The sequence below is a fragment of the Martinezella tropici genome (genome assembly GCF_008370325.1).
Classification (GTDB): domain Bacteria; phylum Pseudomonadota; class Alphaproteobacteria; order Rhizobiales; family Rhizobiaceae; genus Rhizobium; species Rhizobium tropici_B.
Genome location: NZ_VNIP01000001.1, coordinates 448575 through 462269 on the forward strand (window position 1 = coordinate 448575; position 13695 = coordinate 462269).

9 protein-coding genes are annotated in these 13695 nt (G+C 62.6%); 5 read left to right on the top strand and 4 right to left on the bottom strand.

The genetic code is table 11. The annotated features are described in order from the left end of the window. On the top strand, positions 1-741 hold the full coding sequence (pdeM, locus tag FP026_RS02275) for a ligase-associated DNA damage response endonuclease PdeM (protein ID WP_149633002.1): 741 nt from the start codon (positions 1-3) through the stop codon (positions 739-741). Between the two features lie 54 nt (positions 742-795). Here pdeM and FP026_RS02280 read toward each other — a convergent pair whose 3' ends face one another. Further along, positions 796-1356, bottom strand: coding sequence for a dihydrofolate reductase family protein (locus tag FP026_RS02280; protein WP_149633003.1), 561 nt, complete (start codon positions 1354-1356; stop codon positions 796-798). Positions 1357-1470: 114 nt separating this feature from the next. Here FP026_RS02280 and FP026_RS02285 point away from each other — a divergent pair, with 114 nt between their 5' ends. After that, positions 1471-1974, top strand: a complete 504-nt coding sequence (locus FP026_RS02285) for a winged helix-turn-helix transcriptional regulator (protein WP_149633004.1) — start codon at positions 1471-1473, stop codon at positions 1972-1974. Here FP026_RS02285 and FP026_RS02290 read toward each other — a convergent pair whose 3' ends face one another. The 3 genes from FP026_RS02290 to FP026_RS02300 all read right to left on the bottom strand — a co-directional run bounded on the left by FP026_RS02290 (position 1975) and on the right by FP026_RS02300 (position 7727). After that, a complete protein-coding gene (locus FP026_RS02290; RefSeq protein ID WP_149633005.1) occupies positions 1975-2844 on the bottom strand; it encodes a TIGR02186 family protein in 870 nt (289 codons plus the stop codon). Then, complete coding sequence (locus FP026_RS02295) at positions 2841-3764, bottom strand: sulfite exporter TauE/SafE family protein (protein ID WP_112343768.1); 924 nt, start codon at positions 3762-3764, stop codon at positions 2841-2843. The genes FP026_RS02290 and FP026_RS02295 overlap by 4 nt, the downstream gene beginning before the upstream one ends. Before the next feature lie 291 nt (positions 3765-4055). Next, on the bottom strand, positions 4056-7727 hold the full coding sequence (locus FP026_RS02300; protein WP_149633006.1) for an SEL1-like repeat protein: 3672 nt from the start codon (positions 7725-7727) through the stop codon (positions 4056-4058). A gap of 481 nt (positions 7728-8208) precedes the next feature. Between FP026_RS02300 and FP026_RS02305 the strand changes: the two genes are divergently transcribed. From FP026_RS02305 to FP026_RS02315, 3 genes are all read left to right on the top strand, one after another. Further along, entirely contained in the window at positions 8209-10005 is a 1797-nt protein-coding gene (locus FP026_RS02305) for an acyl-CoA dehydrogenase C-terminal domain-containing protein (protein ID WP_149633007.1), read from the top strand. A gap of 209 nt (positions 10006-10214) precedes the next feature. Continuing rightward, positions 10215-11423, top strand: a complete 1209-nt coding sequence (locus FP026_RS02310; RefSeq protein WP_149633008.1) for an acetyl-CoA C-acetyltransferase — start codon at positions 10215-10217, stop codon at positions 11421-11423. Between the two features lie 13 nt (positions 11424-11436). Then, positions 11437-13647 carry a 3-hydroxyacyl-CoA dehydrogenase NAD-binding domain-containing protein gene (locus FP026_RS02315; protein ID WP_149633009.1) on the top strand — a complete coding sequence of 737 codons (2211 nt, stop codon included), beginning with the start codon at positions 11437-11439 and terminating at the stop codon, positions 13645-13647. The last annotated feature ends 48 nt before the right edge of the window (positions 13648-13695 follow it).

Consider the following 13695-nt stretch of genomic DNA (forward strand, 5'->3'; position numbering starts at 1 on the left):
ATGAACCGCCTGGCGCTCGCGCGAGAGATGAACGGCCAAGTCAAGAACGGATCGACGCCCCCTTCGGGCGTCGAGACCGTCGTTCAAGGCGTTGCCGCCGTCTGCGATCCGATGGGTGCGCTTTATCTGCCGGATAGCGGCATTCTCGTCGTCTCCGATCTGCATCTTGAAAAGGGAGCGGCTTTCGCCCGTCGCGGCATGCTGCTGCCGCCCTATGATACGCTGGCGACACTGACGGTTCTTGCGGCCGTCATCGGCCGTTACGATCCGAAACTCGTGGTGTCGCTCGGCGACAATTTTCATGATCGGGTCGGTTCACAGCATCTGCCGGAAGAGTTTCGCGGCCTGATCGTTAGCATGGCCCGCGGCCGCGAATGGATCTGGATCAACGGCAATCATGATCCGGACGGCACGGTCGATCTGCCCGGCCATTCGGTTGACGAGATGCATTACGGTGGGCTCACCTTCCGCCATGAGCCGAAAGTGGGCCAGCAGGCCGGTGAGATCGCCGGCCACCTGCATCCCTCCGCCACTGTTCGACGCCGCGAAAAATCGGTGCGCCGCCCGTGCTTTGCAACGGATGGCGCCCGCCTGCTGATGCCGGCCTTCGGCGTGATGACCGGCGGCCTCGATCTTCGCCACAAGGCCATAGCCGGCCTCTTCGAGCGGGAAAGCCTGATCGCCCATCTGCTCGGCCGCGACCGCATCTATTCGGTGCGGTTCGGCAACCTCTCGGCCTAGGCAATTCCGGAAAAAATGCGCGTCGGTTTTTCGTCCGGAATTGCATGACCGTTTTCAGGCGGCTTTTCCCGGCTCATAACGCAGGATCACCGCGCCTGTCTTCAATGGACGTGAATCGATGAGCTTCATCGGCCGCTGTTCGGCTGCCGGCTTGAAGTGCGGATTACCAGCGCCGAGCACGACCGGAACGACGCAGATCCGGAGCTCATCCACCAGGCCCGCCTTGAGCAGCACATCCGTCACTTCGGCGCTGCCGAAGACGAACATGGTCTTGCCGGGTTCTTGCTTCAGTCTCTTCACCTCGGCGGCAATGTCGCCAACGATGCGAGTGTTGTTCCAGTCCGCCTTGTCGAGCGTCCGCGAGGCGGCGATCTTGGCGATGCCGTTCATGTAGGCGGTGATATCAGGCGTTTCCGTTGCGGTCGGCCAATAGGCGGCCATGCCTTCGTAGGTCTTGCGGCCGAAAATCAGCAGATCGCCTTCCTTGCCGAGCTCGGTCGCATAGTGTTCCAGCTCATCGCCCCAGGCGAGCATGTGAAAATCGAGGTCCCAGGGCTTGGTTCCCTCGAAGTAGCCGTCGAGCGTCATGAGATTCCAGATAACGAGCTTCCTCATCACTTTTCCTCCGCTGTGATAACCGCATCATAATTAAAACTGGTTGCTAAAAGCAAGCAGTTGCAAGGTAGGCAAGCTGATGGCAAAATGCAAGCAGTTTTTTTGGAGATCATCATGGACGCGCTGCATCGTTCTGGCTGCCCGATCAATCTGACGCTGGAAATTCTGGGCGACCGCTGGAGCCTGATCGTCATCAGGGACATCATGTTCGGCAATCGCCGGCATTTTCGCGAGCTGCTGCAGAAGTCGCAGGAGGGGATTGCCTCCAATATTCTTGCCGATCGCCTGAAGCGGCTGGTCGAACGCGGCCTGCTGACCCGCGAGGATGATCCGACCCACAAGCAGAAGGCAGTTTACAGTCTCACGGAAATGTCGATCGACCTCGTGCCGCTTTTTGCCCATATGGGCGCCTGGGGCCGCAAGCATCTTCCGGCGTCGGAAGAGCTTTCGATCCGGGCCGAGCTCTTGGAAAATGGCGGTTCGAAGCTCTGGGAGGATTTCATGGACGAACTGCGCGCCAAGCATCTCGGCAAGGTGCTGCCGCCGGACACGCCCTCGGTGCTCGGCTGGCTGACGGAGGCCTATCTCGAGGTCGCCAATCGCCGGAAAAGCGGTTGATCAGTTCTTTCGGAACATGAAGCTCGCACTCCATCCGGTGACGAGGGCCAGCATTACGGAAAACACGCCATAGGCAATCGGCTGCTGGTGCGCGGCATCGGTAATGGTCTGTTCTATGCCTGTCTTGATGACGCGCAGCGGCAAGGATTTCTCGCTCAGGAACTTGCCGCTCTTGAAGAGATAGGCGCGCACCGTGTGCACGCCGTTCGGCACATCGGCGGGAATTCTGAGCGTCGCCCTGAACAGCGAGGAGCTGACGAAGCGCACGCCGGCCGGATCGCTTTCATAGAGGCCGCCTGTCTTCTGCAGTCGCCGGAAGGCGTTGCGGAATTCCGGTACATCGCCGACATTGCCGACGAAGCCGAGCGGCGTCAGCGGAATATGGTCGACGCCAATGCCGCGATCGCTGAGTTCGAGCGGTGTGGTGATATTATCGACGGCGCGCGTGCTCGACAGCGAATAGGCTTCCGGTACATGCTCGAACGTCATCGAGCGGGTATTGACCCAGATGCCGAAGACGCGCTCTTTCCGGCGCACCGTCGCGTTTTCGCGCGGACCCTCCAGCACGACGACGATGTCATATTGGCCGATCGCCAGAAGCAGCTGGTCGGTATTGGACAAGGCGCCGAAAATAGTCAGATCGGCGCCGGTGAAGTCGGAGGTAATGGCGATCTCGCTCGTCGAGGTGCCGATTTCCATCGTCTCCCGCGCCGTGGTCGAGGTCGTTGGCTGGTCGAGCATCACCTGCGCTCGGGCCGCAAGCGGCGCAAGCAGCAGTGTAGCGGCGAGCAGAGCAATTCCAGCAAAAGTGCGTAGCGGTTTTGCGTCCGGAATTGCGAGGAAATGCTCAGGCAGCCCGAAACCTCTCATCGGCTCACGCTTTCCATGACGACCGAATAGACGTCGGCCGGCGTCACCACCAGGGCGATCGCCAGGCGAAGGCCGACGGCAAGGACGAGCAGGCCGAGCAGGGCGCGCAATTGCTCGCCGCGCAGCCTCTGGCCGACGCGTACGCCGTATTGCGCGCCGATCACGCCCGCCACCATCAACAGGAAGGCCAGGATGACATCAACGGAATAATTGGTGGCTGCCTGCACGATGGTGGTGAAGGCGGTCACGAAGATGACCTGAAACAGCGAGGTGCCGACGACGACATTGGTCGGTACACGCAGCAGATAGATCATCGCCGGAACGAGGATGAAGCCGCCGCCGATGCCCATGGGCGTCAGCATGCCGATGAAGAAACCGAGGCCGATCACCGGGATGGCGCTGAGATAGAGCTTGGATTTCTTGAACCGCAGCTTCAGCGGCAGCCGCTGCACCCAATTGTGATGGCGCGGCTTGCCGGTCGAGGGCGGCAGTTTGCCCGCGGCCCGGCGCATGGCTCGCACGCTCTCCCATAGCATCAGCGTCCCCACGGTGCCGAGCAGCACCACGTAGATCAGGGAAATGATCAGGTCGATCTGGCCGAGCCGGCGCAGCAGGACGAATAGCCAGAGGCCGAATGTCGCGCCCGCCAGACCACCCGCAAGTAGAATCGCGCCGAGTTTCAGGTCGAGTGAACCGCGGCGGAAATGCGTGAGCGCGCCCGACACCGAGGAGGCGACGACCTGGTTGGAGCCGGTGGCGACCGCGACAACAGGCGGGATATTGTAGAAGATCAGGAGAGGCGTGATGAGGAAGCCGCCACCGACGCCGAACATGCCGGAAAGAAATCCGACGGCGGCGCCCATGCCGAGAATAATGAGGATATTCACCGACAGTTCTGCGATCGGCAGATAGATCGTCACGCGCTGTTCCCACCTGCAGGCGGCCGATGGCCGGGCCTGAACCATTTTCCCCTTTTAAATGGCGAATTCTAATCTGAAATCCTTGCCAGAGCCTTAGGAAAAGCCGTGCTGTTCCAGTTTTCGAATAGCCGGCCACACTCTAGCGCGGCTTTTTCCGCATTTCTGTGACGTTGCTCCAGGTGCATGGGTCGACGGCGGGTGGGAGACGAGGCCGTTTCGACCCCTTAAACAAAATGCCGGCGCGATTGCGCCGGCATGATCGACTGGCTGTTTTCCGAAGAGATCCCAGGCCTACTTGTTGCGGGCCAGAAGCTCCTTGACCACCTGATCGGTCACCCGTCCATCCGCCGGCAGCCCCACAGATTTCTGGAAGCCCTTCAGGGCGGCCACGGTCTTGTCACCCATGGTGCCATCCGGCGCACCGGCGTCGAAGCCGTTCTTGTTGAGGATGGCCTGGATGTTGCGGATAGCCTTCTTCATGTCGATGGAGGCCGTGTTCACGCCCTTGCCGGTCGTCCATTCGTCCGGAATGTCGGTGCCGTTGGCCTTGGCATCGGCCGGCTGCACCTTCCAAAGGTCGACCTTGGCGCGAGCGCTTTCCAGGTCGACTGGCTTCATGGCATTGGCGACTTCATCGCGCTTCTGGGCGGCGTCCTTGTCGCCGCTCTTTGCGGCGATCGCGAACCACTTGTAGGATTCCTGCAGGTCCTGTTTCACGCCGTTGCCGCGCGCATAGAGGATGGCAAGGTTGAACTGGCTGTCGGAGACGCCGAGGTTGGCGGCGCGGGTAAACCAGCTTGCGGCGGTATCGTAATCCTGCGGCCCGGCCGTGCCCGAAGCAAAGAGAACGGCAAGATTGTGCATGGCGCTGGCGTTGCCCTGATTGGCCGCCTGCTCGTAATATTGCTTGGCCTTGACGAGATCGCGATCGACGCCGTTGCCCTTCTCATACATGCTGGCAAGGCGGTACTGCGCGGGCGCATAGCTCTTGTCGGCCGAAAGCTGATACCAGCTCGCAGCCTGTTTCATGTCAGCTGCTACGCCGCGGCCATCCGTATAGCGTGCGCCGATTTCGAAGAGCGCCACGGGGTCGGCCGATTTGGCGGCTGCGACGAGCGATGGCGGCTGGATGCCGTCAGGCACGGTGATCTCGGTCGCCGCCGGGGTAGCGACGGGAGCTGCGGCCGCCTTGTCCGGCTGGACGAAAGCAGCCGTCTGTTGTGCAGATGCCGCGCTGCCGGCAGGGGATAAGGTCTCGCTTGCCGCCTCGTTGCCGTCGAGCGGTGTGGCTGCCGTCAGATGGTCGCCTGCAGGGGCAGTTGCCGGATTGGCGGGGGCGCTCGCGGCTAGGGTGTCCGCCGTCTCGGTCGAGCCTGCTGGTGCTGCAGCCTGGTTGACTGCGGGCTGTTGATTGTTGTCTGCCGGGTTCGCAGCCGCCACGACGCTATTGCCGGCGGCGTTGGCCGGCGGCGCGATCATCGTCGAGACTTCGGCAGGCGGAGGCGCCTTGTGCCCGCGCGTCAGCGTGTTGACCAGCGGGAAGGCCATGATGGCGAGAAGTGCCGCGCCGACGGCCAGCAGGATCGGCCGGCGGAAGCGCGAGAAAGCGCCGCCTTTTTTCGCATCCTTCTTGGAGGCGGGAGCCGAGCGCTGCGTCTGGTCGACTTCCATCGCCGCCGCCTGCGCGGCGCGCCGGGCTGCCGCGATATAATCGGCCCGCTCGTTTTCCGTCGGCTGGCGCGCGTTTCCGCTGCGCGACGCATTCTGGCTGGCGCGTACGCGCTCGAGGATCTTCTTGATGTCGGGCGCGCCCGAGCCCGGCTCCAGCAATTCGTTGGCTTCTTCGCCGGGCATCAGGTCGGCTGGGTCGATCGATGGCGCCTGCTCGATCACGGGGCGGTCCGGCGGGAAGATCGGCTCGGCCTTTTCCGGCGTGAAGAGGCGCTTGCCGAGGCTGGCGAAGAGGCTGGCCTTGCCGCTCTTGGCGGCAGCCTTGATTTCAGCCTTCGTATTGGCGTCTATCGCCTGTGCGACGGCGGCGTCGGAGGAGATAGGGGGTTCGGCGGATGCGACCGTGCGGATGATCGGCCCGGCCTTCTGCTGCTGTGCGGCCATCGGCGGCTTTATGGCTGGGGCATCCTCTTGGGCGAAGACGTCGCTTTCGAATGCCGCAGCCGGCATCAGAGGAGCCGGGCGGCGATGTTCCATGTGGTCGAGCCGGTCGGCGATCTGCAGCAACGTGTCGTGCAACGCTTCGAAGGTGCGGTGCGTGCGCTCGTCGCTGGCGCGGCTGATGTCCTCGAGATGGCGAAGGTCCTCGGCAAGCGCCGTCAGCGCGGACATGTCGGCGGCCTGTCCGCCATTGCCCGTCATGCCTTCGCGCGAATAGGCCTCGACGACGGCTTCCGCCGCATGGCGTGCCGCCTCGATGATATATTCGTCATTGGTCGCCATATAGTCTTCGATCGCGCCCATCCGGCGGTCGAAGTCGGAGGGCATGTGATCGGCGATGGCCCGTGGCTCGTTCGTCAGCAATGTCGAGAGGTGGGCGATCTGCTCTTCGAGACTGCGCAGCGCCTGCGTGTCGGTGGGCGGTGCGGCCGTGCTGGCCTCCAGCCGTGCCGCAATGTCGGAGAGGCGTCCCTCCAGCCGGCGAACTATGCTGTCGTCGATGCCTGCGGCCGGAGCCGGCGGATGGAAGTCCATCTCGTCGATGCGGCGGGCAAGGTAGTCCAGCCGGTCCGCCAGAGCGTTGTCGACGGACCCGTGTTCCAGCGCGTCGATCTTGTGTGAGATATCGGCGAGGTAGCTGACGAGTTCGGGTTGCGGTGCTGCCTTCTGCGAGCGCTCCATCAGGTGCGAGAGCTGGTCCAGCCGTTCCTCGAGGCGGGCGACGGCCTTGGCGCTACCCAGCTCGTCGATGCGCATGGCGAGCGCTTCAAGACGGCCGGAAAGGTCGTCCACCGGCTGGCGCTGCGCCGCATCGCGGCCCATCAGGTCGATTTGGTCGGCAAGGCCGCTCAAGCGGCCTTCCAGCCGCTGCATCGCCTGATCCTGCGGCTGCATCATGGAGCCGAGGCTCTCCATTGCGGTCGCGATCGTCAGCAGCTTGTTTTCCAGCGCATGCACGGCCGGGCTGTGGTTCATGCCGCCGAGATGCTGCTTGATGTCGTCAAGGCGATAGGCAAGCGAAACGAGCTCGTCCTGCAGCCCCGTCGTATCGATCGCCTTGATCTGGCGCCCGACGTGATGCAGCGATTCCTCGCGGGCAAGGCCGTCCATCAGCGAGCGCAGCTCGTCGAATTCGGCTTTCAGGCCAGCCGTTTCCGGCTGACCGGCGAGCTGGTTGATGCTGTTGGCGAGCCGGGCCATGTCCTCGCGGACATCGGCGATGAAATGCTTGTCCTCGGCATTCTCGCGAATATCGCGGATTTCGGCCCGCAAGGCGTTGACCTCGCGGGTCACGCTCTCGGCGATGTCGCGCTTCAAATCCTGACGAAGATTGACGAGTGCCTGCGCGATGTCGACCGAGTTTTCAGCGGAAGGGCGGATCGGCTGGCGCTGAGCATAGGCATCGAGGGGCCGCCGGGCCGGCTGCGGCTCGGCATGCGCCGCGTCCTCACGTCGAACCTGCAGCCGCTCGCGGCTTGCTTCCAGCGCGCGCTGACGCTGACGGATCTCGGCGAGCGGATCGGCACGAAGATCGCTTTCGTTACGCAATGGGCGTTCATAGGGTCGGCTGGCGAGCGGCTCACGCTCGGTGCGCTGCGGCATCCGTTCTACCGCGGCGGAACGTTCCGGGGCGGGCGCATAGCCGGCGACGGCGCGCTGGCGCGTATCGCGCGAGGCGGCCGTGCCCATCAGCCCCTCGATGCGCGCTTCCAGTCCTTCGATCGTGCGGCTCAGAGCATCCAGCGACGCCCAGTCGCCCGTGCCGTTAGGATTTGATCGCGATCCGCTCATATCTTTGCTCGCTTCGAACTATGGACCACCCGGGTCCAACATACTGACGGAAAGGAGACGTCGTGGCTTTGCCGCACCGCCCGCATCCCACCATTTGGAAAGGGATAAATGTATTGGCTTTCCTCAAACCGAGCTGCAAAACGGCGCGCCTATCGAAGGATAAGTTGAAGAGACGCGAAGCACTGCTGCTCAACTCATACAATTTACGAAACGTGGTAAACAACTCGTTAAGTTTGCCTGATATCTTAACCTTTTATTTCGGTTCTGCTGTCCCGCAGCCTGATATTCTTGCGGGCAGGCGGGATCTTTCAGGCGCCAGGAGAGGGGGTCGCATTGCGTGGGTATCTGTCGCCCCTCGATCGCCTTCACCAAAATTTCAACATGCGCTCGAAATTTGACGTTTACGCAAACGTCAATATTTTGTAAGGATAGTCAGTGGCCGGAATCTGAGGTCCGGCGGCGAATTGGAGGAATTCGAGAAATGCCAGTCTATAAGGCCCCGGTGAACGATACGCTCTTCGTCCTGAACGATGTGCTTGGGCTGGAGCGCTATAACAATCTCCCCGGCTATGCCGATGCCACACCCGATATGATCGAGGCGATCGTCGGCGAGGCGGCCAAGATGGCGGAAGAGGTACTTTTCCCGCTCAACTATTCCGGCGATCAGGAAGGCTGCCTGCGTCACGATGATGGCACGGTCTCGACGCCGAAGGGCTTCAAGGAAGCCTATCGCGCCTATCGCGAGCGTGGCTGGCTGGGTCTCGCCGTGCCGGAGGAATTCGGCGGGCAGGGGCTCCCCTATGTGCTGCACTGCGCCGTCGGCGAATATACCTCGGCTGCCAACATGTCGCTGATGATGTATCCGGGCCTGACGCAGGGCGCGATCGCCGCCATTCTCGTCCACGGCTCCAACGCGCAGAAGCAGACTTACTTGCCGAAATTGGTCGAGGGCACCTGGTCCGGCACCATGAACCTTACCGAGCCGCATTGCGGCACCGATCTCGGCCTGCTGCGCACCAAGGCGGTTCCGCGAGGCGACGGCAGCTACAAGATATCCGGCCAGAAGATCTTCATCTCCGCCGGCGAACACGACATGACCGATAATATCGTCCATCTCGTTCTTGCCCGCATTGAAGGTGCGCCCGAAGGCACCAAGGGTATCTCGCTGTTCATCGTGCCGAAATTCCTCGTCAAGGAAGATGGCTCGCTCGGCGATCGCAACCCGGTCTCCTGCGGCGCGATCGAGCACAAGATGGGCATTCACGGCAACGCCACCTGCGTCATGAACTATGACGAGGCCACGGGCTTCCTGATCGGTGCGGAGAACAAGGGCCTCAACGCCATGTTCGTGATGATGAACGAGGCGCGCCTCGGCGTCGGCCTGCAGGGCCTCTCCATCGCCGAAATCGCCTATCAGAATGCCGCCAACTATGCCCGCGAGCGCATCCAGGGCCGCTCGCTCTCCGGCCCGAAGGCACCGGACAGACAAGCCGACCCGATCATCGTCCATCCCGATATCCGCCGCTCGCTGATGACCATCCGTGCCTTCAACGAGGCTGGCCGTGCCTTCCTGCTGTGGACGGCGCTGAAATCCGATATCGCCCATCGCTCTCCGGACGAAAAGGACCGGCAGGCAGCCGACGACATCCTTGGCCTTGCGACGCCGATCCTCAAGGGCGTCATGACCGACAAGGGCTTCGAACACGCCGTCATGGCACAGCAGGTCTTCGGCGGCCACGGCTATATTGAAGAGCACGGCATGAGCCAGTATGTCCGCGATGCGCGTATCGCCATGATCTATGAAGGCGCCAACGGCATCCAGGCGCTCGATCTCGTCGGCCGCAAGCTGGCGCTGAACAGCGGCCGCGCCGTCATGGCTCTCTTCAAGGAGATCGGCGATTTCTGCGAGGAGAACCGCAACGACGAGCAGATGGCGTTCTTCACCAAGCATCTGAAGAAGGGCTTGAACGACGTGCAGGCCGCGACCATGTGGTTCATGCAAAACGCCATGGCCAAGCCCGACAATGCCGGTGCCGGCTCGACCGATTACATGCACCTCTTCGGTCTCGTTGTCCTCGGCTACATGTGGGCGAAGATGGCGAAGGCGGCGCAGACAGGCCTTGCGGCTGGCGACAGCGTGCGCGAGGATTATCTAAAGAACAAACTTGTCACGGCGCGGTTCTACATGGAGCGCATCATGCCGGAAACAGCGCTGCGTAAGGCTCGCATCGAAACCGGCGCCGATACGATGATGGAACTAGCGGCGGAAGCGTTTTGAGTTTTTCCTTCTCCCCGGTGGGGAGAAAGACGCGCGAAGCGCAGGATGAGGGGGCGTCGCACCGTAAGGCTGCCCTTGGTTCCCCTCATCCGCCCTCCTGAGCTTGTCGAGGGGCGGGCACCTTCTCCCTGAGGGGAGAAGGGGAATTCGCGGCGTTGGTCGCTATATACTGAATTGAAGGGCGGCTCGCCGCCACAGGGAGATGAGACATGACCGAGGTTTTCATTTACGACCACGTGCGTACGCCGCGCGGGCGCGGCAAGAAGGATGGGTCGCTGCACGAAGTGCCGTCCGTGCGCCTCGCCGCAAAGACGCTGGAGGCGATCCGCGACCGCAACGGGCTCGATACCGAAACGGTTGACGACATCATCATGGGCTGCGTCGATCCGGTCATGGAAGCCGGCGCCGTCATTCCGAGGGGTGCTGCCTTCGAAGCCGGCTATTCCACCAGGGCCCCCGGTATGCAGATTTCCCGCTTTTGCGCCTCCGGCCTCGATGCCGTGAATTTCGGCGCGGCCAAGATCGCGCAAGGGGCCGATGACATCGTAATTGCCGGCGGCGTCGAAAGCATGTCGCGCGTCGGCCTTGGCATGTCCGGCGGCGCCTGGTTCATGGACCCTTCGGTCAACTTCCCGGCCTATTTCATGCCGCAGGGCGTATCGGCCGATCTCATCGCCACCAAATACGGCTTCTCGCGCGATGACGTGGACGCCTATGCCGTCGAGAGCCAGAAGCGCGCCGCCAATGCCTGGGAGAAGGGCTATTTCAACAAGTCCGTCGTGCCGGTGAAGGACATCAACGGCCTGACCATCCTTGCCAGGGACGAACATATGCGTCCCGGCACCGACATGCAGGCGCTGGCCTCGCTCAATCCGTCTTTCCAGCTGCCCGGCGAAATGGGCGGCTTCGAAGCCGTCGGCATCCAGGCGCATCCGGAAGTGGAGCGCATCAACTATGTCCATCACGCCGGTAACTCCTCGGGCATCGTCGATGGTGCCGCCGCCGTGCTGCTCGGCTCCAAGGCGGGCGGTGAAAGCATGGGCTTGAAGCCGCGCGGCCGCATCAAGGCCTTCGCCAATATCGGCTCCGACCCGGCGCTGATGCTGACGGGACCGGTTGATGTCACCGAAAAGCTCCTGAAGCGCAGCGGCATGACGCTTGCCGACATCGATCTCTTCGAGCTCAACGAAGCCTTCGCCGCCGTCGTGCTGCGCTACATGCAGGCTTTCGAGATTCCGCATGACAAGATCAACGTCAATGGCGGCGCGATCGCCATGGGCCATCCGCTCGGCGCGACCGGCGCGATGATCCTCGGCACGGTGTTGGACGAGCTGGAACGCCGCGATCTCAACACCGCGCTCGTAACACTCTGCATCGGCGCCGGCATGGGCACCGCCACGATCGTCGAACGCGTCTGAGGGGGAGAAAACAATGGCCTACACGAATTTCACCGTCGAAACGGACGCAGACGGCATCGCGCTCGTCACCTGGGACATGCCCGGCAAGTCCATGAACGTTTTCACCGCCGAGATCCTGGAAGAACTGAACGCCATCATCGACGCGACCGTCGCCGATGCGTCGGTCAAGGGCGTGGTCTTCACCTCGGGCAAGGCCTCCTTCTCCGGCGGCGCCGATCTCTCGATGATCAAGTCCATGTTCTCCTTCTACCAGGAGGAGAAGGCCAAGGACCCGGCCGCAGCCACCCAGAAGCTCTTCAATCTCGTCGGGCGTATGACCGGTCTGTTCCGCAAGCTCGAAACCTGCGGCAAGCCGTGGGTCTCGGCGATCAACGGCACCTGCATGGGCGGCGCTTTCGAGCTGTCGCTCGCCTGCCATGGCCGTGTCGCTTCCAGCGCCAAAAGCGTCAAGATCGCGCTGCCCGAAGTCAAGGTCGGCATCTTCCCCGGCGCCGGCGGCACGCAGCGCATCTCGCGCCTGACGGATGCGCAATCCGCCCTGCAGATGATGACCACGGGCCAGTCGCTAACGGCGGCACGCGCCAAGGCGATGAACCTCCTTCATCAGGTGGTCGAGCCGGATCAGCTGATCCCGGCCGCCAAGCAGATGATCAAGGATGGCCTGAAGCCCGTCGCCCCTTGGGACGAAAAGGGCTTCAAGACGCCGGGCGGCGGCATCTGGACGCCGGCCGCCGCCCAGCTTTGGCCGGCGGCACCGGCCATCCTGCGCCGCGAGACATCGGGCAATTATCCGGCCGCTCTCGCTATCCTCAAATGCGTCTATGAAGGCCTGCAGGTTCCCTTTGATACCGGCCTGAAGATCGAGCAGCGCTATTTCACCCATGTGCTGCAGACCACCGAAGCCTATTCGATGATCCGCTCGCTGTTCATCTCCATGCAGGAACTCGGCAAGGGCGCCCGCCGCCCGGCAGGCCAGCCGAAGACGGAGCTGAAGAAGGTCGGTGTCGTCGGTGCCGGTTTCATGGGCGCTTCCATCGCCTACGTTACCGCCGCCGCGGGCATTCCGGTCACACTCATTGACCGCGACATTGAGGCCGCGACCAAGGGAAAGGGCGTCGGCGAGGGGCTGGTCAAGGATTCGGTCGGTAAGGGAAGGCTGACGCAGGACGAGGGTGCGGCCCTTCTGTCCTGCATCACGCCGTCGGCCGACTACGCCGATCTCAAGGATGCCGCTCTCGTCATCGAAGCCGTGTTCGAGGACCGCGAGGTCAAGAAGGCCGTCATCGAGGCTGTTGAAGCCGTGCTGCCGGCTGGCGCCGTCTTCGCGTCCAACACCTCGACGCTGCCGATCACAGGCCTTGCGAAGAATTCCAAGCGCCCGGCCGATTTCATCGGCATTCATTTCTTCTCGCCGGTCGAAAAGATGATGCTGACGGAGGTCATCCTCGGCAAGGAAACCGGCGACCATGCGCTGGCCGTCGCGCTCGACTATGTCGCCGCCATGAAGAAGACGCCGATCGTCGTCAACGACACGCGCGGCTTCTTCGTCAATCGCTGTGTCTTCCGCTACATCCACGAAGCCTACGACATGCTCATCGAAGGCGTGCCGGCCGTCATGATCGAGAATGCCGCCAAGATGGCCGGCATGCCGGTGGGACCGCTGGCGCTCAACGACGAAGTCGCCATCGATCTTTCCTACAAGATCCTGAAGGCGACCGTCGCCGATCTCGGCGAGAAGGCGGTCGACCCGCGTCACATGCAGCTGATCAGCGGTCTCGTGGAAGGCGAGGGGCGTTTTGGCCGCAAGAATTCCAAGGGCTTCTACGACTATCCGCCGAAGCCGGCCAAGAAGTCGCTCTGGCCGGGCTTGAAGGATCTCTATCCGCAGAAGAAGGCCGATGCGGTCGATGTCGGCGTGCTGAAGCAGCGCTTCCTCGTCACCATCGCGCTCGAGGCGGCCCGCACCATGGAGGAAGGCATCGTCACCGATCCGCGCGAGGCCGATGTCGGCTCCATCCTCGGCTTCGGCTTCGCTCCCTATACCGGCGGCGCGCTGTCCTACATCGACGGCATGGGCGTCAAGGCTTTCGTCGAACTCTGCGAAAAGCTGGCAGCCGCTTATGGCCCGCATTTCCAGCCGACGGCGCTGCTGAAGGACATGGCCGCAAAGGGCGAAACCTTCTACGGACGCTTCGATCCCTATGGCACCCAGAAAGCAGCTTGAGGCAATAAGCCACAGCTGACCCAAAATAACGGGCCGCTCCTGTCGGGA

Coding starts and splice junctions, on each gene's coding strand:
- pdeM (WP_149633002.1), top strand. CDS start 1: ATGAACCGCCTGGCGCTCGCGCGAGAGATGAACGGCCAAGTCAAGAAC.
- FP026_RS02280 (WP_149633003.1), bottom strand. CDS start 1,356: ATGAGGAAGCTCGTTATCTGGAATCTCATGACGCTCGACGGCTACTTC.
- FP026_RS02285 (WP_149633004.1), top strand. CDS start 1,471: ATGGACGCGCTGCATCGTTCTGGCTGCCCGATCAATCTGACGCTGGAA.
- FP026_RS02290 (WP_149633005.1), bottom strand. CDS start 2,844: ATGAGAGGTTTCGGGCTGCCTGAGCATTTCCTCGCAATTCCGGACGCA.
- FP026_RS02300 (WP_149633006.1), bottom strand. CDS start 7,727: ATGAGCGGATCGCGATCAAATCCTAACGGCACGGGCGACTGGGCGTCG.
- FP026_RS02305 (WP_149633007.1), top strand. CDS start 8,209: ATGCCAGTCTATAAGGCCCCGGTGAACGATACGCTCTTCGTCCTGAAC.
- FP026_RS02310 (WP_149633008.1), top strand. CDS start 10,215: ATGACCGAGGTTTTCATTTACGACCACGTGCGTACGCCGCGCGGGCGC.
- FP026_RS02315 (WP_149633009.1), top strand. CDS start 11,437: ATGGCCTACACGAATTTCACCGTCGAAACGGACGCAGACGGCATCGCG.